Source organism: Frigoribacterium sp. ME-P-080, from assembly GCF_030209595.1.
Taxonomy (GTDB): Bacteria; Actinomycetota; Actinomycetes; order Actinomycetales; family Microbacteriaceae; genus Frigoribacterium.
Window position 1 is genome coordinate 231,932 of record NZ_JARVRR010000003.1, and the last position, 21,949, is coordinate 253,880.

Here is a 21,949-nt window from a genome sequence, read left to right on the forward strand (position 1 = left end):
ACATCGTAACCGGACGGCGGCTCAGGCCGGCAGCAGGCGCACCACCGTCTCGACGTGGTGCGTGTTCGGGAAGAGGTCGTACGCCTGCAGGGCGTCGAGCGCGTAGCCCCGCTCGGCGAAGAGGGCCACGTCCCGGGCGAGGGCGACCGGGTCGCACGCGACGTAGACGACCTGGGCCGGGCGGAGGGCCGCGATCTCGGACACCACGTCGCGCCCGGCGCCCGAGCGGGGCGGGTCGAGCACGACCGTCGCGGCGGCGAGGCGCTCGCGCTCGGCGTCGCTCGCCTGCGACGCGGTCTGGCGCAACCAGCGCTCGACGCGTCCTGTCACGGCCGACGCGCCGATCCACTCGGCCAGGTTCTCGGACGCGTGCTCGGTGGCCCGCTCGTCGCTCTCGACGCTCGTGATGCGCGTCCCCGCACCGAAGCGGTCCCCCACGGCGGCGGCGAGGAGTCCGACCCCGCCGTACAGGTCGAGGTTGGCGCCCTTCGGGTCGAAGCGCTCGGGGTCGATCATGGTCTGCACGGCGGCGGTGAGCGTGGCCGCTGCCTCGCGGTGCACCTGCCAGAAGCCGCCGTCGTCGAGCCGGAACTCGCGGTCGCCGACGACCTCGGTGATGGTCGAGCGGGCCTGCCGCCCGATGATCAGACGCGCGCCTCCGCCGCTCGGGGCGACGACGTCGACGTGTTCCTCGCCGGGGAAGGCGTCACCCAGCGGCGCCACCTCGGCGACCTCCGGCGACGCGAGCGGCAGGTCGGGCACGTGCACGACCCGGTGCGACCGAGCCGCGTACTGACCGGGACGCCCCTCGGCGTCGAGGTGCAGGCGCAGCCGCGTGCGCCACCCGGTGCCGCCGCGCTCGTCGTCGCCGGGCAGGGCCTCGACCGAGACGCGGCCGTCGGCGTCGGCGATCCCGCCCATGCGGGTCAGCGCGTCGACCACCACGCGTCGCTTCAGCTCGCGCTGGTGGCCGAGCTCGACGTGCCCGAACTCGGCGCCGCCGGCACGGTCGGTCGGATCGACCTCGAGGGCGGCCGCGCCCCACACGTGGGGCCGACGGTGCTCGCTCGCCTCGAGGACGCGCACCGTGTCGGCCCGCCAGAACGCCTTCTTGCGGTCGTCGGTGATGCGCGCCACGACCTTCTCGCCGGGCAGGGTGTCGGTCACGAACACGACCCGCCCGTCGAGTCTGGCCACCGAGATGCCCCCGTGTGCGATGCCCGTCACGTCCAGTTCGACCTCGCGGCCCAGCATGTCTCCCATGCGTCGAGTCTGACAGGCTGGGCGGCATGACCGTCCCGCTCTACCTGGCCAGCACCTCCCCCGCCCGTCTCGCCCTGCTGCGCGCCGCCGGCGTCGAGCCGGTGCTGATCAGTCCCGGTGTCGACGAAGAGGCCGCGGTCGCGGTCGAGTCGACACGCCTCGGCCGCGCGCTCACGGCGGCCGAGACGGTGCAGCACCTCGCCAGGCTCAAGGCCGAGGCCGTGCTCGACACGGTCGTCGACGGCCGCCCGCTCGACGGGTTGGTCCTCGGGGGCGACAGCGCCTTCGAGTTCGACGGCGAGGTGCACGGCAAACCCCACGAGCCCGCCCTGGCGCTCGACCGGTGGCGCCGCATGGCCGAGATCGGCCACGGCACCCTCTGGTCGGGTCACTGGCTGGTCGACCACCGCGGTGGCGCTCCGCGCGTCACCGCCGAGACCCCTTCGGGAGGCGCGGGCCGGGTCGCGAGCGCGTCCCTCACCTTCGCCGACGACCTCGATCCGCGCGAGCTCGCGGCCTACGTCGAGACGGGCGAGCCGCTCGAGGTCGCGGGGGCCTTCACGATCGATGGTCGGGCATCCGCGTTCATCACGCACATCGAGGGCACCCCGAGCGCCGTCGTCGGGCTCTCGGTGCCCGTGCTGCGATCGCTCGTCCGGGGCTTCGGCGTGCCGTGGCACGAGCTGTGGACCTCGCCGACCGCCGGCTCCTTGTAGGTTCTGCCTCGCGCCTCCTCGTCCTTTTTGTGCACGTCAGCCAAAGGCGGACGGGGAGGGCGCAATAGGGTGGGGAACTATGCCGCGTATCAGCAAGGTCCTCATCGCCAATCGTGGAGAGATCGCCGTCCGCGTGATCCGGGCCGCGCGTGACGCCGGAATCGGCTCGGTGGCGGTCTACGCCGACCAGGACCGCGACGCCCAACACGCCCGCCTCGCCGACGAGGCCTACGCCCTGGGCGGGACGACGAGCGCCGAGACCTACCTGGTCATCGACAAGATCCTCTCGATCGCCCGCCGCTCGGGTGCCGACGCCGTGCACCCCGGCTACGGCTTCCTCGCCGAGAACGCGGACTTCGCCCGGGCCGTCCAGGCCGCGGGCCTGGTCTGGATCGGCCCGTCGCCCGAGGCCATCGAGCAGCTGGGCGACAAGGTCTCGGCCCGGCACATCGCCGAGCGCGTCGGCGCCCCGCTCGCCCCCGGCACCCTCAACCCCGTCTCGGGCGCCGACGAGGTGCTCGAGTTCGTCGACCAGCACGGCCTCCCCGTGGCGATCAAGGCGGCGTTCGGTGGTGGCGGACGCGGTCTCAAGGTCGCCCGCACCCGCGAGGAGGTCCCCGAGCTGTTCGACTCGGCCACCCGTGAGGCCGTCGCCGCCTTCGGACGCGGCGAGTGCTTCGTCGAGAAGTACCTCGACCAGCCCCGCCACGTCGAGACCCAGTGCCTGGCCGACGCCCACGGCAACGTCGTCGTCGTGTCGACCCGCGACTGCTCGCTGCAGCGCCGTCACCAGAAGCTCGTCGAAGAGGCCCCCGCACCGTTCCTCACCGACGAGCAGACCACGAAGCTGTACGAGTCGTCGAAGGCCATCCTCCGCGAGGTCGGCTACGTCGGTGCCGGCACCTGCGAGTTCCTGATCGGCAAGGACGGCACCGTCTCGTTCCTCGAGGTCAACACGCGCCTCCAGGTCGAACACCCCGTGTCCGAAGAAGTCACCGGCATCGACCTCGTCCGCGAACAGTTCCGCCTCGCCGAGGGCGGCGTGCTCGACTACGACGACCCCGAGGCCCGCGGCCACTCGTTCGAGTTCCGCATCAACGGCGAGGACGCCGGTCGGGGCTTCATGCCCGCCCCCGGTCCGATCCACGTCTTCAAGGCCCCGGGCGGTCCCGGCGTCCGCGTCGACAGCGGCGTCCAGGCCGGCGACGAGATCAGCGGGTCGTTCGACTCGCTGCTCGCCAAGCTGATCGTCACGGGTTCTTCGCGCGAGGACGCGCTCGAGCGCTCCCGTCGCGCCCTGGCCGAGTTCGAGGTCGCCGGTCTGCCGACCGTGCTGCCGTTCCACCGTGCCATCGTCGACGACCCCGCCTTCGCGCCGGCCGACGGTGCACCGTTCTCCATCTACACCCGCTGGATCGAGACCGAGTTCGACAACACCATCCCCGCGTGGAGCGGCGAGGCCGAGGCCCCCCGGCCGGCCGACGAACGCGACACCGTCGTGGTCGAGGTGGGCGGAAAACGCCTCGAGGTCTCGCTGCCGGCCGGCCTCGGGTCGCGCACCGCGCCTCCTGCGGTCGCGCCCAAGCGCCGGGGCGCGCCCCGGTCGTCGGTCGTCACCGCGACCGGTGCCGAGGTCAAGGCTCCGATGCAGGCCACCGTCGTCAAGCTCGCCGTCGAGGCCGGTCAGCAGGTCGTCAAGGGCGACCTGGTGCTCGTCCTCGAGGCCATGAAGATGGAGCAGCCCGTCGCCGCCCACCGCGACGGCACCGTCTCGGGCATCGCGGCCGTCGTCGGCGAGACGGTCTCGTCGGGTCACGTCCTGCTCAGCATCGACTGACCCCCGCGCCGGGCCCGGCGGCGACCGGGGACGCGCGTCGGCAGACCCTAGAGTGGACGCCATGTCTGAGACCACCACGCACCCGCTCGACGACCGCGCCGCCGACCCCTTCGAGGTCGCCCGCACCGCCGCCGCCGAGATCGCCGAGAAGACCGGCGTCGCCCGACACGACATCGCCCTGACGCTGGGCAGCGGTTGGGCCAAGGCCGCCGACCTGATCGGTGAGACCGTCGCCGAGGTCCCCGCGACCGAGATCACCGGCTTCGCCGCGTCGGCCGTCGTCGGCCACACGAGCTCGATCCGCAGCATCGCACTGCCCTCGGGCAAGCACGCCCTCGTCATGGGCGCCCGCACCCACTACTACGAGGGCCACGGCGTGCGTCGGGTCGTGCACGGCGTGCGCACGGCCGCCGCCACGGGCGCGACGACCATGATCCTGACGAACGGTGCCGGGGGCATCAAGGAGACCTGGAAGCCCGGCACGCCGGTGCTGATCAGCGACCACATCAACCTCACGGCGGACTCGCCCCTCGAGGGCGCGACGTTCATCGACCTGACCGACCTCTACTCGACGCGCCTCCGCGACGTCGCCCGCGGCATCGATCCCGAGCTCGACGAGGGCGTCTACACGCAGTTCCGCGGCCCGCACTACGAGACGCCGGCCGAGGTGCAGATGGCCAAGGCCATCGGCGGGCACATCGTCGGCATGTCGACGGCCCTCGAGGCCATCGCCGCGCGCCAGTCCGGCATGGAGGTGCTCGGCATGTCGCTGATCACCAACCTGGCCGCGGGCATCCAGAAGACCCCGCTCAGCCACGCCGAGGTGCTCGAGGCCGGGCGCGACGCCGAGGCCAAGATCAGCGACCTGCTCGCCCGCATCGTGGCGGCCCTGTGAGCGGCGACGTGACGGGGTCCGGCAGCGACGGCTCCCCGGTCTCGTCCGACCTCGAGCGGTTGATCGCGTCGGCCACCGCCTGGCGCGACCAGGACCCCGACGACGAGACGCGCGACGAGCTCGACCGATTGCTGACCCGGGCCGGCTCCGACGACGCCGACGCCTCGTCCGAACTCGCCGACCGCTTCGCCGGTCGCCTGCAGTTCGGCACGGCCGGCCTGCGCGGCGCCCTCGGCTCGGGTCCGAACCGCATGAACCGCGTGCTCGTGGCGCAGGCCGCGGCCGGCTTCGCGGCCTTCCTGCGGGGCCGCGAGTCGAGCCCCTCCATCGTCATCGGCTACGACGGGCGCAAGAACTCCGACGTCTTCGCGCGGGACACGGCCGAGATCATGGCCGCCGCGGGCGTCGCGGCCACGATCCTGCCCCGCGCCCTCCCGACCCCGGTGCTGGCCTTCGCCGTGCGCCACCTCGACGTCAGCGCAGGCGTCATGGTGACCGCGAGCCACAACCCGGCGCAGGACAACGGCTACAAGGTCTACCTCGGCGGTGTCGACGCCGGCTCGCAGATCGTGTCCCCGGTCGACGGCGAGATCGCCGCCGAGATCGAGGAGGCCGCGCAGTCCCCCGTCACGCGACTGGCCCGGTCCGACGACTACCGCGAGGCCGGTGACGACCTCGTCATGGAGTACGTCCGTCGCACCGCCGCGGTGGCCGGCACGGCGGCGAACGGTCGTCAGCCACGGGTCGTCTACACCGCGATGCACGGCGTCGGGTGGGAGGTCGCACGCCGCGTGTTCGCGACCGCCGGCTTCACCGAGCCGATCCCGGTCGGCGAGCAGAGTGCCCCCGACCCGGCGTTCCCGACCGTGGCCTTCCCCAACCCGGAAGAGCCCGGCGCCCTGGACCTCGCGTACGCCACGGCCGGCCGCGTCGAGGCCGACCTGGTCATCGCCAACGATCCCGACGCCGACCGGCTCGCGGTCGCGATCCCCGTCGACGGCGGCTGGCGTCGACTCAGCGGCAACGAGGTCGGCTCGCTGCTCGGCTGGCGCGCCGCAGAACGGGCACGACGGGACGACCGCGACGGCACCCTGGCCGCGAGCATCGTCTCGTCGCCCGCCCTGCGCGAGATCGCCCGGGTACACGGACTCGACTACGTCGACACGCTCACGGGATTCAAGTGGGTCTCCCGCGTCGGAGGGCTGCTCTACGGCTACGAAGAGGCACTCGGCTACCTCGTCGACCCCGACGTCGTCCGCGACAAGGACGGGATCTCGGCCGCGGTCGACCTCCTCGCCCTCGCCACCGAGCTGCACACGGCCGGGTCGAGCCTGGCCGAGCACCTCGTCGCCTTCGACGAGCGGTTCGGCGCCTACGCCTCCTCGCAGATCTCGATCCGGGTCGAGGACCTCGCCACCATCACGGCCCTCACCGACGGTCTCCGCCGGCGCCCGCCGTCGACGATCGGCTCGCACCGCGTCGACCGGGTGGACGACTTCCGGGACGGGTTCGGGGCCTTCCCCGCGGGCGACATCCTCCGCTACTGGCTCACCGACGGCTCACGCGTCATCGTCCGCCCGAGCGGCACCGAGCCGAAGCTCAAGGTCTACATCGACGCGTCGAGCACCGAGGGCGACGCCGTCGCCCGTCGAGCCGCCGCCGAGGCGGCCGTGGCCGATCTCGACGCGGGCATGCGCGACCTCCTGGCCTGACGGTCGGGGCGGTGACCGCCCGGACGACGAGAGAGACCCCGGAGGCGCCAGCTGCGCCTTCGGGGTCTCTCTCGTCGTGGCCGGTGCGGTTCGCCCCGGTACCGCACGCCGCGGTCAGCCGAGCGACTTCTGCAGCTTCTCGGTGAGCTCCGCCTGGTCGAAGTGGTTCTGGATGACGATGACGTCGGCGAACGTGGAGCCGATGGCCTCGACGAACTCGGCCGACGTGAGGATCACCTGCGCATCGTCACCGACCGTCGCGATCGAGCCGATGTCGGCCGCGACCACGTCGGCCTCGATGTCGAGCTTGGCCAGGACCCGCTCGGCGTTGACCTTGAGGATTCCGCTGCTGCCGATGCCGGCGCCGCAGATGGTGACGATCTTCATTGTGGGGAGGTCTCGATCCGTGGGAGGGCGATCAGGCGGGGACGCCCATGAGCCGCCGCACCTCGTCGACCGAGGAGGCGGCCGCGAGGGCGGGGATGACGGAGGCCTCGTTGAAGACGTTCGCCAGGTCGGCGATCGACTCGAGGTGGCCGCCGACGGTGACGATCGCGAGGCCGAGGACCACGCTGACCGGGTCGTTGTGCGGGTGCCCGAACGGAACGGGCTCGGCCAGGGTCACGACGGCCAGGCCGTCGCGGACGACGTCGTCACCGGGCCGTGCGTGGGCCAGGGCGAGACCGGGGGCGATGACCACGTAGGGGCCGTGTTCGTCGATCATGCGGACCATCTCGTCGCCGTAGCCCTCGCGGGCGGCACCGGAGTCGACCAGGGCACGACCGGCGACCCGGACGGCCTCACGCCAGTCGACGACCTGGGCGCCGATGACGACGGCCTCGTCCGGGAGCGGCGGGAGCGCCATGTCAGGCCCCCTCGAAGCCGGCGGTGATGCGGTCGGCCAGCGCCTCGCGGTCCTCGAGGGGCAGGAAGCACGACGCGGCGGCGTTGAGCTGGAAGGTCTCGTGGTCGTCGAGGTCGTAGTCGAAGGCCTGGCTGAGCAGGGCGAGCTCTTTGCAGAGGCTCGTGTCGCTCATCAGGCGGTTGTCGGTGTTGACCGTCACGCCGTAGCCGAGCTGGTACAGCAGGTCGAAGGGGTGGTCGTCGAGGTCCGTTCCCCAGGCGGCGATGGCACCGGTCTGCAGGTTCGACTGCGGCGACAGCTCGAGCGGGATCTCGCGGTCGCGCACCCACGACGCGATCGGCCCGATCTCGACGGTGGAGGTCGACCCCTTGCTCGCGACGACGCGGATGTCTTCGGCGATGCGGACCCCGTGGCCGAGCCGGAGGGCCCGCCCGTCGATCAGCGCACCCCGGATGCTGTCGAGACCGTCGGCCTCGCCCGCGTGCACCGTGACGGGCATGAACTCGCGGGCCAACAGGTCGAAGGCGACCCTGTGGTCGGCGGCCGGGTACCCCGCCTCGGGACCGGCGATGTCGAAGGCCAGCACGCCGTTCTCGCGATGGCGCACGGCGAGCTGGGCGATCTCGAGCGATCGCTCGCCCTGGCGCAGCGCACTCAGGATCTGCCCGACCGAGATCTCGTACCCGTCGTCGGCCAGCGACCGCACGGCCGACGCGAAGCCCGCCTGCACGGCCTCCACCGCCTGGTCGAGGGTGAGCCCTTGCCGTTGGTGTTGCTCGGGGGCCCAGCGCACCTCGGCGTGGACGACGCCGTCGGCGGCCAGGTCGAGGACGAACTCGTGCGCGACCCGGGTCAGCTGCTCGCGCGTCTGCATGACCGCGACCGTGAGCTCGAAGGTCGCGAGGTAGTCGACGAGGGTGCCGGAGTCGGCGTTCTCGACGAACCAGCGCCGCAGCGCCTCGGGTTCGGACGCGGGCAGATCGATGCCGGCCTCGACCGCGAGGTCGACGATGGTCTCGGGCCGGAGGCCGCCGTCGAGGTGGTCGTGCAGCGAGACCTTCGGCAGGGCCGCGAGGCGCGGGCCCCCGTTCGGCAGCCGGTAGTCCTTGTCGGGAGCGCTCATGCCCTCAATCTACTAGCGCTCCGGGCGGCGACTCTGGACGCGCGCCACGAGAGAGGTGCGCTCTCCACGAGAACCGGCACCGCGCCTCCTGGACGGAGGCGCGGTGCCGGTGGGACGTGCTCGGGCGGGTCGTCAGCCGATGCGCTCGGCGACGATCGTGCGCGCCGCCGGAGCCTCGTCGCCGATCGTCCACGCCCCGTCGACGGCCTCGAGGGCACGCTCGAAGCGCTCGGGTTCGTCGGTGTGCAGGGTGAAGAGGGGCTGGCCCTCGGTGACCCGATCGCCCGGCTTCGCGTGCAGCTCGATGCCGGCGGCCGCCTGCACGGGGTCCTGCTTGCGGGCGCGACCGGCGCCAAGGCGCCAGGCACCGATGCCGAAGGGCAGCGCGTGCTGCTCGGTCAGGTAACCGCTGCGCCCGGCGGTGACGACGTGCGTCTCGCGGGCGGTCGGCAGCGCGGCGTCGGGGTCCCCGCCCTGGGCACGGATCATGCGCTTCCAGGCGTCCATGGCGCGTCCGTCGTCGAGGGCGGCCTCGACGTCGGCGTCGGGTCGACCCGCGAGGGTCAGCATCTCGCGTGCGAGTGCCACCGTGAGCTCGCGGATGTCGTCGGGGCCGCCTCCGGCGAGGGTCTCGACCGACTCGCGGACCTCGAGGGCGTTGCCGATGGTCAGCCCGAGCGGCACGTTCATGTCGGTCAGCAAGGCGGTGGTCGCGACGCCGGCGTCGGTGCCGAGGTCGACCATGGTGCGGGCCAGCTCACGCGACCGCTCGATGTCCTGGATGAAGGCGCCCGACCCGAACTTGACGTCGAGGACGAGGGCGGCGGTGCCCTCGGCGATCTTCTTGCTCATGATCGACGACGCGATCAGCGGGATGGCCTCGACGGTGCCCGTGATGTCACGGAGCGCGTAGAGCTTGCCGTCGGCGGGGGCGAGGCCCGACCCGGCGGCGCAGACGACGGCGCCGCTGTCGGCCATGATCTCGCGCATGCGGTCGTTCGAGATCGAGGCCTGCCAGCCGGGGATCGACTCGAGCTTGTCGAGCGTTCCCCCGGTGTGGCCGAGGCCACGGCCCGAGAGCTGGGGCACGGCGACGCCGAACGAGGCGACGAGCGGAGCCAGCGGCAGGGTGATCTTGTCACCGACGCCACCGGTCGAGTGCTTGTCGACGGTCGTCTTGCCGAGCCCGGCGAAGTCCATCGTCTCGCCCGACCGGATCATGGCCATCGTCATGTCGCGGATCTCTCGGCGCTCCATGCCGTTGAGGAAGATCGCCATGGTCAGCGCCGACATCTGCTCGTCCGCGACGTACCCGCGCGTGTACGCGTCGATGAGCCAGTCGATCTGCGCGGTGCTGAGGGCGTCGCCGCCCCGCTTGACGCGGATGAGGTCGACGGTGTCGAACGGTTCGACGGCGTTCTGGGTCACGGCGGGGCTCCTAGCAGTGGTGCGATGGGTGGTGCGAGGGCGCGACCACGGGGTCGCGACCGGGAGGGACGAGGAGGCGCGGGTCAGCCCTGCGAGGCGCGGTACGCCTCGAGCTGCCGCGGTCCGAACGCGTCGGGGATGACCTCGTCGATGGTCTTGAAGCCCGAGACGGTGTCGAGGACCATGGCTTCGTCGGAGTGTTCGTAGAGCAGCTGACGGCACCGCCCGCAGGGCATCAGGACCCCGCCGTTGCCGTCGACGCAGGCGAAGGCGACCAGACGACCCCCTCCTGACATGACGAGGTCGGACACCAATGAGCACTCGGCGCAGAGGGTGATGCCGTACGAGGCGTTCTCGACGTTGCAGCCCGAGACGATACGACCGTCGTCCGTGACGGCTGCAGCACCCACGGGGAAGTTCGAGTAGGGGACGTACGCCTTGCGCATGGCGTCGCGAGCCGCTCCGCGGAGGGCGTCCCAGTCGGTCTCGGCGAGCACGGACTCGCTGCTGCGGCCCGTCACGACTTGATGTAGGGCTTGCCCGAGGCCGCGGGGCCCCGGGACTGCCCGACCAGGCCGGCGACCGCGAAGATCGTCACGACGTACGGCAGCATGAGCATGAACTCGCTGGGCACCGGCGAACCGATGGCCCCGAGCACGTTCTGCAGGTTGCTCGCGAAGCCGAACAGCAGCGCGGCGAGCGTGGCCCGGATCGGGTCCCACCGACCGAAGATGACCGCGGCCAGGGCGATGAAGCCCGCGCCCGCCGTCATCTCTTTCTGGAAGTTGCCGAGCGAACCGAGCGTGAAGTACGCCCCGCCGAGGCCGGCGATCGCCCCCGCGAGGGAGACGTTCCAGAACCGGGTGGCGTTGACCTTGATGCCCACGGTGTCGGCCGCCTGCGGGTGCTCGCCCACCGAACGGAGGCGCAGCCCCCACCGCGTGCGGAAGAGACCGTAGAAGACGACCGCGATCGCGATGTACATCAGGTAGACGATGATCGTCTGACGGAAGAAGACCGGCCCGACGATCGGGATCTGGCTGAGGACCGGGATGTCGAGCTGCGGGAACCGCACGCCGCGGTTCAGCGACTCGGACTTCGACAGCACCTGCGAGTACAGGAAGCTGGTGAGGCCCGTGACGAGCACGTTGAGCACGACGCCGACGATGACCTGGTCGACGATGTAGCGGATGCTGAACACCGCCAGGACCATCGACACGAGCACGCCCGCGATCATCGCCCCGACCAGGCCGACGTAGGCCGACCCGGTCGCCGAGGCGACCATGGCCGAGACGAAGGCTCCGGCGAGCAACTGCCCCTCGATCGCGACGTTGACGACACCGACCCGCTCGCTGATGACACCGCCGAGGGCACCGAAGATCAGCGGGGTGCTGAGTGCGAGGGCGCCGAGCAGCAGACCGGGCACCGGGATGGTCTGACCGGCGCTCGCCCACGTGAGGAAGCCGAGCAGGAAGAGGACGCCGAACACGGCGATCAGCCAGATCGGCACCTTCTCGAAGCGGACGGCGCGCAGCACCGCGACCACCGTGATGACGGCCAGGAGCACCGTCAGCACGATGCCGGTGCCGGCCGCCGGCAGGACCGCGTCGGGCAGGGCGAAGAAGTCCGTCGTCGTCGACAGGCGGAAGGTGCTCTCGCCGTCCCGGGCGAGGCCGAGGAACAGCACGGCGGCCACGATCGTGAAGATCGCGAACGCGATCGGGGCCTTGAGGCTGCGGGAGGAGGCCCGCGCCAGGTCGGGCGACGGCACGGCGGGGACCGCGGTGTCGGGGGTGAGCGTGCTCACTTGGTGACCACCGCCTCCTTGTTCGAGGCCTTGCGCACCGGGCGGAGGCCCGGGGCCGGCAGACGGAAGATCGCTCGGACCAGCGGGGGCGCGGCCACGAACAACACGATGAGGGACTGCACGACGAGCACGATGTCGATCGGCACGCCGTTGGCGGCCTGCATCGAGTACCCGCCGGCCTTGAGCGCGCCGAAGAGGACACCGGCGCCGAACACTCCCCACGGCCGCGAACGACCGAGGAGCGCGACCGTGATCGCGTCAAAGCCGATGCCGGCGTCGATGCCCGAGGTGAAGCCGCTGGTCAGCGTGCCGAGCACCTGGGTCGACCCGGCGACGCCCGCGAGCGCACCCGAGATGAGCATCGCGTAGAGGTAGATGTTCTTGACGTTCATGCCGGCCGTGCGGGCTGCGTGCGGGTTCTCGCCGACGGCACGGAACCGGAAGCCGAGCGTCGACCGGTTGATCAGCCACCAGACGACGGCGGTGATCACGATGACCAGCACGAAGCCCCAGTTGAGGTTGTACCGGGCGCCGAACAGGTCGGGCAGGATCGCCGTGTCGAGCGTGGCGGGCGACTTGGGGTTCGCGCTGCCCGGAGCCTGCAGCAGGCCCTGCGTCCGCAACATGAAGGCCAACAGGTAGAAGGCGATGTAGTTGAGCATGATCGTGAGGATCACCTCGTGGGCGCCGGTGCGGGCCTTGAGCAGGCCCACGATGCCGCCCCACAGGGCACCCGCGGCGATGCCGGCGGCGAGGGCGAGGGGAAGGTGCACGGCGAGCGGCAGGTGGAAGGAGAAGCCCACCCAGCCGGCGGCGGCCGAGGCCATCAGCATCTGCCCGCGGGCACCGATGTTGAACAGGCCCACGCGGAACGCGACCGCGACGCCGAGGCCCGCGGCGATGAGGGGCACGGCGTAGTTCAGCGTCTCGGTCAGCGGACGGATGCCCGCCGCGAAGCCGTCGACCCGGAAGTTGTAGATCGCGCCCTGGAACAGCGACGAGTACGACCCGCCGACCGCGGTCCAGAACGCCTGGAAGAAGTCGGCCGGGCGCGAGAAGAAGTAGCCCAGCGTGCCCTGCACCGTGGTGTCGGTGAACCCGATGAGGAGGCCCGAGACGACGAGCGCCAACACGACGGCGAGCACCGAGATGGCGGCGTTGCCGGTCGTGATCTCTCTCAGGAGGCGCGAGCCGCGTCCCTCGGTCGACTCCGGTGACGACGGGGCGGGTGGCGTGCCCGGGCCCGTCGTGGTGGTCGTGGCGTCGCTCACGCTGCCTGCTCCGTTCCCTGCGGCATCTCGCCGGCCATCATGAGCCCCAGCACGTCGCGAGGGGTGTCCGCCGGCACGATGCCGACGATGGTGCCGCGGTACATCACGGCGATGCGGTCGGCCAGGGCGGCGACCTCGTCGAGCTCGGTCGAGACGACGATGACGGGCACGCCCTGGTCGCGGGTCTCGACGATGCGCTTGTGCACGAACTCGATCGACCCGACGTCGATGCCGCGGGTGGGCTGGGCGGCCACGAAGAGCCGCAGGTCGCGGCTGAGCTCGCGCGCCAGAACGACCTTCTGCTGGTTGCCGCCCGAGAGGCGGCCGGCAGGCGTCGTGATGCCCTGGGTGCGGATGTCGAACTCCTTCACCTTGGCCACGGCGAACGCCGCGAGCTCGGCGAGCTTGAGCGAGCCGCGCTTCACGAAGGGACCGGACTGCGAGCGGTCGAGCATGAGGTTCTCGGCCACGGTGAACTCTCCGACGAGGCCGTCCTGATTGCGGTCCTCGGGGACGAAACCGACGCCGGCGTCGAGGACCTGGCGCACGCTGCGGCCCGTGATGTCGCGCCCGTCCAGGGAGACCCGCCCCTCGACCCGGGGCTGGAGGCCGAGGATGGCCTCGGTGAGTTCGGTCTGACCGTTGCCCTGGACGCCGGCGATGGCGAGGATCTCGCCCCGGCGGACCTCGAACGAGACGTCGTCCACGACGACCTGCCCGATGGGGTCGACCACCCGGAGGTTCTCGACCACCAGGGCGGGCTCACCGGCGTCGGCGGGGGCCTTCTGGACGGTGAGCTCGACGGCGCGACCGACCATGAGCGAGGCGAGCTCGGCGTTCGAGGCGGTCGGTTCGGCCTCGCCCACGACCTTGCCGAGGCGGATGACCGTGATGCGGGTGGCGACCTCGCGCACCTCCCGCAGCTTGTGGGTGATGAAGACGATGGCGGTGCCGGCGTCACGCAGCTGACGCATGATCACCATGAGCTCGTCGGTCTCCTGCGGCGTGAGCACGGCGGTGGGCTCGTCGAACACGAGCACCTTCGCGTCACGGGACAGGGCCTTGATGATCTCGACGCGTTGCTGCACGCCGACGGGCAGCTCTTCGACGAGGGCGTCGGGGTCGATGTCGAAGCCGAACCGGCTGCTGATCTCTCGCACCTTGGCGCGAGCCGCGGCGAGGTCGAGCCGGCCGCCGGACCTGGTCTCTTCGTGGCCGAGCATGACGTTCTCGGCGACGGTGAAGACGGGCACCAGCATGAAGTGCTGGTGCACCATGCCGATTCCGGCGCCCATGGCGTCGCCCGGGCCGGAGAAGTGCTGGACGGCGTCGTCGAGCAGGATCTCGCCCTCGTCGGCCTGGTAGAGCCCGTAGAGCACGTTCATCAGCGTGGACTTGCCGGCGCCGTTCTCGCCGAGCAGGCAGTGGATCTCGCCGGGCTCGACGGTCAGGCTGATGTGGTCGTTGGCGGTCAGCGCGCCGAATCGCTTGGTGATGCCCCGCAGTTCGAGCTTCATCTCAGGTGGCTACCTCGGGTCTAGGCATTCGGGTGGGGACGGGCGGCACCGGGTCGGTGGCCTGCCCACGGGCGTTGAGAGGGCCGGGAGCGACGGGGTGACCGTCGCTCCCGGCCCTGGGTCAGTCGATGCTAATCGATGACGGGAGGTGCTTTCGTCAGCTGGTGAGCGCCGACGGGGACTCGACCTCGATCGAGCCGTCGATGATGCCGGCCTTGATGGTGTCGAGCTCGTCCTGCAGACCGGAGTCGACCTTGTCGGCGTAGTCGTGGAACGGGGCGATGCCGACGCCGTCGTTCTCGAGCGTGCCCACGTAGGGCGTGCTCGAGAACTTGTCCTCGCTGGCCTGCGTGACGACCGCGTCGGTCGCCTGCTTGATGCCCTTGAGCACCGAGGTGAGGAAGAGGTCCTTGTTGGCGCTGTCGGTCTCGTAGGTGTCGCTGTCGGCACCGACCAGGACGACGTCCTTGCCGGAGTCGCGGATCGCCTCGGCGGCGCTCTGGTAGATCGGGCCACCGACCGGCAGGATGACGTCGGCGTTCTGGTCGATCAGGGTCTGGGCGCTCTGCTTGGCCGTGGTGCCGGCCTCGAAGCCACCGGTGAAGGTGCCGTTCTGGGCGTCGACGTCCCAGCCGACGACCTTGACGTCCTCGCTCTTCTGCTCGTTGTAGTACTTCACGCCGTCGGCGAAGCCGTCCATGAAGATGGTGACGGTCGGGAACTGCATGCCGCCGAAGGTGCCGACGACGCCGGTCTTCGAGTAGCTCGCCGCCGCGTAGCCCGCGAGGAACGCGGCCTCGGACGTGTTGAAGGTGATCGGCTGCACGTTGTCGGCCGTGATGGACGAGTCGTCGATGGTGGCGTAGTTGATGCCCGAGTTCGCCTCGGCCGCCGACTTGGTGGCGTCGGCGAGCGCGAAGCCGACCGTGACGATCAGGTTGCAGCCCTGGTCGGCGAGGTTCGACAGGTTGGCGTCGTAGACCGTCTCGTCGGCCGACTCGACCGTCTTGGGCGTGGACCCGATGGTCTTCGCGGCCTCGGTCAGGCCCTCGTAGCCGAGCTGGTTGAACGACTTGTCGTCGAAGCCGCCGGCGTCGGAGACCATGCAAGGGACGAAGTCGCTCGAGGCGCCGCTGGTCGAGCCAGAGCCGCTCTCGGGGGCCGAGGCACAGCCGGCCAGGATGACGGCGGTGCTCGCCAGGGCGAGGCCGCTGAGCACGGCCTTGCGCGCAGTTGTAGTCAAGTTGTCCTCCAGGGTGCAGCCCGGCACGAGGCGCGCCGGGTGGGTATGGCTGACAGGTTACCTACTGTGACGGGCGCCTCCGACCGACGGGTGGTAGTGATGCCGAGGCGTTACACAGTCGCGACCACGACGTAACGAGCACGAAACGTCCACGGGCCCGGAGCGGGTCAGAGGACGTCGCTGCGACCGCTCAGCTTGAGGGCGTCCACGACGCCCTTGACGCGTTGGGCGTTCGCCGTCGTCGTGACGAGCAGGGCGTCGGGGGTGTCGACCACGATGATGTCGTTGACGCCGATCAGCGAGATCAGCCGGCCGCTGTTGCCGACGACGATGCCGCTCGAGCTGTCGGCGAGCACGCGGGCGTTCTCGCCGAGGATGGCCAGGTCGCTCTTGCGACCGCCGGCGTGCAGCTTGGCGATGGAGGCGAAGTCGCCGACGTCGTCCCAGTCGAAGTCGCCGGGCACGACGGCAAGCCGGCCCGCCGCGGCGGCGGGTTCGGCCACGGTGTAGTCGATGGCGATCTTCTCGAGGCCGGGCCACACCTTGTCGACGACGGCGCCGCGCTTCGGGGTGTCCCACGCCGCCGCGAGCTCTTCGATGCCCTCGAGCAGGTCGGGACGGGTCTCGCCCAGCTGCTCGAGCAACCGGTCGGCCCGCGAGATGAACATGCCGCCGTTCCAGAGGTAGTCGCCGCCGGAGACGTAGCGCTCGGCCGTCTCGAGGTCGGGCTTCTCGACGAACGACTCGACCGTGCGGGCGCTCGGTGCGCCCTCGATGTCGAGCGGCGCCCCGACATGGATGTAGCCGAACCCGATCGCGGGTTCGGTGGGGGTGATGCCGATCGTGGCGATGTAGCCCTCGTCGGCGGCGACGATGGCCTCGCGGACGGCCCGACCGAAACCGCGGGTGTCGGCGATGACGTGGTCGGCGGCGAACGAGCCGATGATGACGTCCGGCTCACGACGACGGAGGACGGCGGCCGCGAGGCCGATGGCCGCGGTGCTGTCCTTCGGCTCGCTCTCGAGGACGACGTTGTGGTCGGCGAGGCCGGGCAGCTGCGACTCGACCGCGGCTCGGTGTGCCCGCCCGGTGACGACCATGATGCGTTGGTCGCCGTTGAGGGGGGCGAGGCGGTCCCAGGTGCCGCGCAGCAGGGTCGACCCGCTGCCGGTGAGGTCGTGCAGGAACTTGGGCGCGTCGGCGCGGCTGAGCGGCCAGAGACGGGACCCGATGCCACCCGCCGGGATGATGCTGTAGAACCGGTCGAGGCTTTCCTGGATCGTCATGAGTTCACCTTATCGACGCCCCTCCTCCATGCCTCCGATCCCCTCGCGCCACCGTCGCCGTCGAGGCTCGCAGCACGAGCAGTCCGAGGAGGACCGATGCGAGTCGTGATCGTGACCGAGAGCTTCCTACCCACCGTCAACGGGGTCACCACGAGCGTGCTGCGCGTGCTCGACCACCTGGCCCGACGCGGACACGAGGCCATGGTCATCGCCCCGGCGGGCCGCGGGACCACGAGCTACGCCGGCTTCCCCGTCCACCGGGTGCCGTCCGTGGCCTACCGCCAGTTCCCGGTCGGTCTGCCGAACCCGCAGGTCGCGGCCGCCATCGCCGGGTTCCGACCCGACGTCGTGCACGTCGCCTCGCCGTTCCTGCTCGGCGCCCAGGCCATCGCCGCGGCGGCACGCCTGGGCGTGCCCTCGGTCGCCGTCTTCCAGACCGACGTCGCCCGGTACGCGGGGACGAACGGCCTCGGACTCGGATCGGCCGTCGCCTGGCGGCTCGTGCGCCGGATCCACGACCAGGCCACGACGACGCTGGTCCCCTCGCGCGCCTCCTTGCGGGACCTCGAGACGGCCGGCGTGGGCCGGCTCGCGACCTGGGGGCGAGGAGTCGACTCGGCCCTGTTCCACCCGAACCGCAAGTCGGGCGACGCGGTGCGCGCCCTGCGGGAGTCCTGGGGCGCACCCGACCAGGTGCTCGTCGGCTACGTGGGCCGGCTGGCCCCCGAGAAACAGGTCGAGCGGCTGGCCGCCCTGCGCCCCCTGCGGGAGGCCCGCCTCGTGGTCGTCGGGGGCGGCCCCTCACTGCCCGCCCTCCGCCGCCGCCTGCGACAGCTCGACCCGGTGTTCACCGGCCCTCTGCACGGCGAGCACCTCGCGGACGCCTATGCGGCGCTCGACGTGTTCGTGCACACCGGCTCGACCGAGACCTTCGGTCAGACCGTCCAGGAGGCCCACGCCAGCGGGCTGCCGGTCGTGGCCCCGGCCGCGGGCGGGCCCCTCGACCTCGTGCGGCACGGGGTCGACGGGTTCCTCTTCGAGCCCCGCCACGACCACTCGCTCCGCCGGAGCGTCCGCACCCTGGTCGCGTCGGACGAGCTGCGGGCCCGCTTCGGCGAGGCCGGCAGGCGGGCGGTCGTCGGACGCACGTGGGAGACGCTCGGCGACGAGCTCGTCGAGCACTACCGACGGGCGATGGCGAGCGTCCGCGACGGGGCGGAGCGCGCCTCCGTCCGCTGATCGCGGGGCCGGGCCGACGGGTCCGTCTTGTCTCGACGTCGAACGACTTCGGAGGGGCGGGGCCGCGTCCGCACTCGGCGGGAACATAGACTGGACAAGTTCTGAGAACGCCACCAGCGGACACGGCTGTCCCTCGTACCGATCGAGCGAGAGCGTCGTCCGCCCCATCCGCGAGGAGAAGTGCTCATGGCCGAGCAGTCGACGCGAACGGTCGCATCACCGGCAGGCAGACCGGGTGCACCGAAGATCAGTGCGCCCAAGGCGCCCGGGAAGATCGCCGGCACCCTCTACCGGGGCCGTGAGGGCATGTGGTCGTGGGTCCTCCACCGCATCACCGGCGTGAGCATCTACTTCTTCCTGCTGGTGCACATCCTCGACACCGCCCTGGTGCGGATCAGCCCCGAGGCCTACAACGCGGTGATCGGCACCTACAAGAACCCGATCATGGGGCTCGGCGAGACCGGCCTCGTCGCCGCGATCCTGTTCCACGCCCTGAACGGCCTGCGGATCATCCTCATCGACTTCTGGGGCCCCGGCACCAAGTACCAGCGCGTCATGTTCTGGGTCGTCATCGGCCTCGCCGTGGTCCTGTTCGCCGGCTTCGCCCCGCGCCACCTGATGAACGTCTTCTCGGAGTAGAGCCATGACCACCCAGACCGTCGAAGCCCCGCGCTCGGCCCGTGCGGCCCAGCGCTCCACCAACTACGAGAAGTGGGGCTGGATCTACATGCGCGCCAGCGGCCTGCTGCTCGTCGTGCTCGTGTTCGGCCACCTGTTCATCAACCTGCTCGCGAGCGAGGGCGGCGTCAAGGCCATCGACTTCGCCTTCGTGGCCGGGAAGTGGGCCAGCCCGTTCTGGCAGGTCTACGACACCCTCCTCCTCTGGCTCGCGCTGATCCACGGCACGAACGGCATGCGGACGATCGTCAACGACTACGTCTCGAAGCCGACGGTGCGCAAGGTCCTGCTCGTCACGCTCGTCACCTCCACCGTCGTCCTGCTCGTCCTCGGCACGCTCGTGATCTACACGTTCGACCCGTGCCCCGCGAACGCCCCGGCCGACCTGCTGCCGTCGTTCTGCACCGCCGGCTAGCCACCCGGCCCACCGTCCACTCCGGCCACCGGCCGCACGTCCCCCACCGGAAAGAACCGTGACCACACCCTCCCCCGCCCCCGCCAGCACCGTCGTCGACGGCGTCCACTACCACCAGCACGACATCGTCATCGTCGGGGCCGGGGGTGCGGGCATGAGGGCGGCCATCGAGGCCGGCCCGAACGCCAGCACCGCGGTGATCTCGAAGCTGTACCCGACCCGTTCGCACACCGGTGCGGCCCAGGGCGGCATGGCCGCGGCCCTCGCCAACGTCGAGGACGACAACTGGGAGTGGCACACGTTCGACACCGTCAAGGGCGGCGACTACCTCGTCGACCAGGACGCCGCCGAGATCCTCGCCAAGGAGGCGATCGACGCCGTCCTCGACCTCGAGAACATGGGGCTGCCGTTCAACCGCACCCCCGAGGGCAAGATCGACCAGCGTCGCTTCGGCGGCCACACGGCCGAGCACGGCAAGAACCCCGTCCGGCGAGCCTGCTACGCGGCCGACCGCACCGGGCACATGATCCTCCAGACGCTCTACCAGAACTGCGTCAAGCACGGCATCAACTTCTTCAACGAGTTCTACGTCCTCGACCTCATCATGGGAGAGATCGACGGAGAAGAGCGCCCGGCCGGCGTGATCGCCTACGAGCTCTCGACCGGCGACCTGCACGTGTTCCAGGGCAAGGCCGTCATCTTCGCCACCGGCGGCTTCGGCAAGATCTACAAGACGACGTCCAACGCGCACACCCTGACCGGCGACGGCGTAGGCATCATCTGGCGCAAGGGCCTGCCGCTCGAGGACATGGAGTTCTTCCAGTTCCACCCGACCGGCCTCGCCGGGCTCGGCATCCTGCTGAGCGAGGCCGCCCGCGGTGAGGGCGCGATCCTGCGCAACAGCGAGGGCGAGCGCTTCATGGAGCGCTACGCCCCCACCATCAAGGATCTGGCGCCCCGCGACATCGTCGCGCGCTGCATGGCGACCGAGATCCGCGAAGGCCGTGGGGCCGGACCGCACAAGGACTACGTCTACCTCGACATCACGCACCTCGACCCCGCCGTGATCGACGCCAAGCTGCCGGACATCACGGAGTTCGCCCGCACCTACCTCGGCGTCGAGCCGTACACCGAGCCCGTCCCCGTGCTGCCGACCGCCCACTACGCCATGGGTGGCATCCCGACGAACGTCAAGGCCGAGGTGCTCCGCGACAACACGACGGTCGTGCCGGGCCTCTACGCCGCCGGCGAGTGCGCCTGCGTCAGCGTGCACGGCTCGAACCGCCTCGGCACGAACTCGCTGCTCGACATCAACGTCTTCGGCAAGCGCGCCGGCAACAACGCCGTCGAGTACGTCAAGGACGCACCCTTCGTGCCGCTGCCCGACGATCCGGCCGGCTTCGTGCGCGGTCTCGTCGAGGACGTCCGCAACGCCACGGGCACCGAGCGCATCGCGACGCTGCGCAAGGAGCTGCAGGACAGCATGGACCGCAACGCCCAGGTGTTCCGTACCGAAGAGACCCTCGACGAGGTCACCCACGTGATCGCCGACCTCCGCGACCGGTTCAAGAACATCTCGGTGCAGGACAAGGGCAAGCGCTTCAACACCGACCTGCTCGAGGCCATCGAGCTGGGCTTCCTGCTCGACCTCGCCGAGGTCGTCGTCTACTCGGCTCGTTCGCGTCAAGAGAGCCGCGGGGGGCACTTCCGCGAGGACTACCCCACGCGCGACGACGAGAACTGGCTCGTCCACACGATGGCGTACCTGACGGGCGACGCCCACTCGTCCCTGGCCGGCGACCACATCCGCCTCGACACCAAACCCGTCGTGATCACGAACTACCAGCCGATGGAACGGAAGTACTGACATGAGCACCGCTGTCCTCGAGAACAAGCCCCAGGGCGCCGACGCCGTCCCCACGTTCACGGCGACCCTGATCATCCGCCGGTTCGACCCCGAGGTCGACGACGAGCCCCGCTGGCAGGACTTCGACGTCCAGGTGCTGCCGACGGACCGAGTGCTCGACGCCCTGCACCAGATCAAGTGGGAGCAGGACGGATCGCTGACCTTCCGTCGTTCGTGCGCCCACGGCGTCTGCGGCTCCGACGCGATGCGCATCAACGGTCGCAACCGGTTGGCCTGCAAGACGCTGATCAAGGACCTCGACATCTCGCAGCCGATCTACGTCGAAGCGATCAAGGGCCTTCCCCTCGAGAAGGACCTCGTCGTCGACATGGAGCCCTTCTTCCAGTCGTACCGCGAGATCCAGCCGTTCCTCATGGCCTCGTCCAAGCCCGAGAAGGAGCGCCTGCAGAGCGCCACCCAGCGCGAGCGCTTCGACGACACGACCAAGTGCATCCTCTGCGCCGCCTGCACGTCGAGCTGCCCGGTGTTCTGGACCGACGGCCAGTACTTCGGTCCGGCCGCCATCGTCAACGCGCACCGCTTCATCTTCGACTCGCGCGACGAGGGTGCGCAGGTGCGCCTCGACATCCTGAACGACAAAGAAGGCGTGTGGCGCTGCCGCACCACCTTCAACTGCACCGAGGCCTGCCCGCGCGGCATCCAGGTGACGCAGGCCATCGCCGAGGTCAAGCAGGCCGTCTTGCGCGGACGGGCCTGACACCGAGCCACCGCCACGAGAGAGGGCCCG

The 21,949-nt window shown here is 70.8% G+C and carries 20 protein-coding genes; 9 read left to right on the top strand and 11 right to left on the bottom strand.

Annotation, left to right across the window (positions count from 1 at the left end; all coding sequences use genetic code 11):
- Positions 1-21: 21 nt before the first annotated feature.
- Positions 22-1,263 (bottom strand): class I SAM-dependent RNA methyltransferase, encoded by a 1,242-nt coding sequence (locus QRN23_RS06280; protein ID WP_056046386.1) that lies wholly within the window; start codon positions 1,261-1,263, stop codon positions 22-24.
- A gap of 26 nt (positions 1,264-1,289) precedes the next feature.
- Here QRN23_RS06280 and QRN23_RS06285 point away from each other — a divergent pair, with 26 nt between their 5' ends.
- The 4 genes from QRN23_RS06285 to QRN23_RS06300 all read left to right on the top strand — a co-directional run bounded on the left by QRN23_RS06285 (position 1,290) and on the right by QRN23_RS06300 (position 6,423).
- Positions 1,290-1,979, top strand: coding sequence for a Maf family protein (locus QRN23_RS06285; protein WP_173151224.1), 690 nt, complete (start codon positions 1,290-1,292; stop codon positions 1,977-1,979).
- 79 nt (positions 1,980-2,058) lie between these two features.
- Positions 2,059-3,816: an acetyl/propionyl/methylcrotonyl-CoA carboxylase subunit alpha gene (locus QRN23_RS06290; protein ID WP_123570459.1), complete on the top strand. Its 1,758-nt coding sequence runs from the start codon at positions 2,059-2,061 to the stop codon at positions 3,814-3,816.
- A 61-nt stretch (positions 3,817-3,877) separates the two neighbouring features.
- Positions 3,878-4,711, top strand: coding sequence for a purine-nucleoside phosphorylase (locus tag QRN23_RS06295; protein WP_123570460.1), 834 nt, complete (start codon positions 3,878-3,880; stop codon positions 4,709-4,711).
- Positions 4,712-4,719: 8 nt separating this feature from the next.
- Positions 4,720-6,423: a phospho-sugar mutase gene (locus QRN23_RS06300; protein ID WP_285063240.1), complete on the top strand. Its 1,704-nt coding sequence runs from the start codon at positions 4,720-4,722 to the stop codon at positions 6,421-6,423.
- 114 nt (positions 6,424-6,537) lie between these two features.
- Here the strand turns inward: QRN23_RS06300 and QRN23_RS06305 are convergent, their stop codons facing one another.
- The 10 genes from QRN23_RS06305 to QRN23_RS06350 form a co-directional block, all read right to left on the bottom strand.
- Positions 6,538-6,810, bottom strand: coding sequence for a PTS sugar transporter subunit IIB (locus QRN23_RS06305; RefSeq protein ID WP_056046395.1), 273 nt, complete (start codon positions 6,808-6,810; stop codon positions 6,538-6,540).
- 31 nt (positions 6,811-6,841) lie between these two features.
- Positions 6,842-7,288 (bottom strand): PTS sugar transporter subunit IIA, encoded by a 447-nt coding sequence (locus tag QRN23_RS06310; RefSeq protein WP_056046397.1) that lies wholly within the window; start codon positions 7,286-7,288, stop codon positions 6,842-6,844.
- A 1-nt stretch (position 7,289) separates the two neighbouring features.
- Positions 7,290-8,411: an adenosine deaminase gene (locus tag QRN23_RS06315; RefSeq protein ID WP_285062930.1), complete on the bottom strand. Its 1,122-nt coding sequence runs from the start codon at positions 8,409-8,411 to the stop codon at positions 7,290-7,292.
- A gap of 132 nt (positions 8,412-8,543) precedes the next feature.
- Complete coding sequence (locus tag QRN23_RS06320) at positions 8,544-9,839, bottom strand: thymidine phosphorylase (RefSeq protein ID WP_285062932.1); 1,296 nt, start codon at positions 9,837-9,839, stop codon at positions 8,544-8,546.
- Between the two features lie 83 nt (positions 9,840-9,922).
- The gene (locus QRN23_RS06325; RefSeq protein WP_233568359.1) at positions 9,923-10,360 is read right to left on the bottom strand and encodes a cytidine deaminase; all 438 of its coding nucleotides are present in this window, start codon (positions 10,358-10,360) and stop codon (positions 9,923-9,925) included.
- Positions 10,357-11,646: an ABC transporter permease gene (locus QRN23_RS06330; protein ID WP_200412278.1), complete on the bottom strand. Its 1,290-nt coding sequence runs from the start codon at positions 11,644-11,646 to the stop codon at positions 10,357-10,359. The genes QRN23_RS06325 and QRN23_RS06330 overlap by 4 nt, the downstream gene beginning before the upstream one ends.
- The gene (locus tag QRN23_RS06335; protein ID WP_056046406.1) at positions 11,643-12,917 is read right to left on the bottom strand and encodes an ABC transporter permease; all 1,275 of its coding nucleotides are present in this window, start codon (positions 12,915-12,917) and stop codon (positions 11,643-11,645) included. The genes QRN23_RS06330 and QRN23_RS06335 overlap by 4 nt, the downstream gene beginning before the upstream one ends.
- The gene (locus QRN23_RS06340) at positions 12,914-14,434 is read right to left on the bottom strand and encodes an ABC transporter ATP-binding protein (protein WP_285062934.1); all 1,521 of its coding nucleotides are present in this window, start codon (positions 14,432-14,434) and stop codon (positions 12,914-12,916) included. Before QRN23_RS06340 ends, QRN23_RS06335 begins: the two co-directional genes overlap by 4 nt.
- A 157-nt stretch (positions 14,435-14,591) precedes the next feature.
- The gene (locus tag QRN23_RS06345; RefSeq protein WP_159825424.1) at positions 14,592-15,677 is read right to left on the bottom strand and encodes a BMP family lipoprotein; all 1,086 of its coding nucleotides are present in this window, start codon (positions 15,675-15,677) and stop codon (positions 14,592-14,594) included.
- 167 nt (positions 15,678-15,844) lie between these two features.
- Positions 15,845-16,963: a mannose-1-phosphate guanylyltransferase gene (locus QRN23_RS06350; RefSeq protein WP_123570462.1), complete on the bottom strand. Its 1,119-nt coding sequence runs from the start codon at positions 16,961-16,963 to the stop codon at positions 15,845-15,847.
- Between the two features lie 96 nt (positions 16,964-17,059).
- Between QRN23_RS06350 and QRN23_RS06355 the strand changes: the two genes are divergently transcribed.
- The 5 genes from QRN23_RS06355 to QRN23_RS06375 all read left to right on the top strand — a co-directional run bounded on the left by QRN23_RS06355 (position 17,060) and on the right by QRN23_RS06375 (position 21,919).
- Positions 17,060-18,202: a glycosyltransferase family 4 protein gene (locus tag QRN23_RS06355; protein WP_056046412.1), complete on the top strand. Its 1,143-nt coding sequence runs from the start codon at positions 17,060-17,062 to the stop codon at positions 18,200-18,202.
- Between the two features lie 186 nt (positions 18,203-18,388).
- The gene (sdhC, locus tag QRN23_RS06360; protein WP_082460414.1) at positions 18,389-18,841 is read left to right on the top strand and encodes a succinate dehydrogenase, cytochrome b556 subunit; all 453 of its coding nucleotides are present in this window, start codon (positions 18,389-18,391) and stop codon (positions 18,839-18,841) included.
- A 4-nt stretch (positions 18,842-18,845) separates the two neighbouring features.
- Positions 18,846-19,295 (top strand): succinate dehydrogenase, hydrophobic membrane anchor protein, encoded by a 450-nt coding sequence (gene sdhD, locus QRN23_RS06365; protein ID WP_056046415.1) that lies wholly within the window; start codon positions 18,846-18,848, stop codon positions 19,293-19,295.
- A 58-nt stretch (positions 19,296-19,353) separates the two neighbouring features.
- Positions 19,354-21,162 carry a succinate dehydrogenase flavoprotein subunit gene (gene sdhA, locus QRN23_RS06370; RefSeq protein WP_056046417.1) on the top strand — a complete coding sequence of 603 codons (1,809 nt, stop codon included), beginning with the start codon at positions 19,354-19,356 and terminating at the stop codon, positions 21,160-21,162.
- Position 21,163: 1 nt separating this feature from the next.
- Positions 21,164-21,919, top strand: coding sequence for a succinate dehydrogenase iron-sulfur subunit (locus QRN23_RS06375; protein ID WP_056046419.1), 756 nt, complete (start codon positions 21,164-21,166; stop codon positions 21,917-21,919).
- The last annotated feature ends 30 nt before the right edge of the window (positions 21,920-21,949 follow it).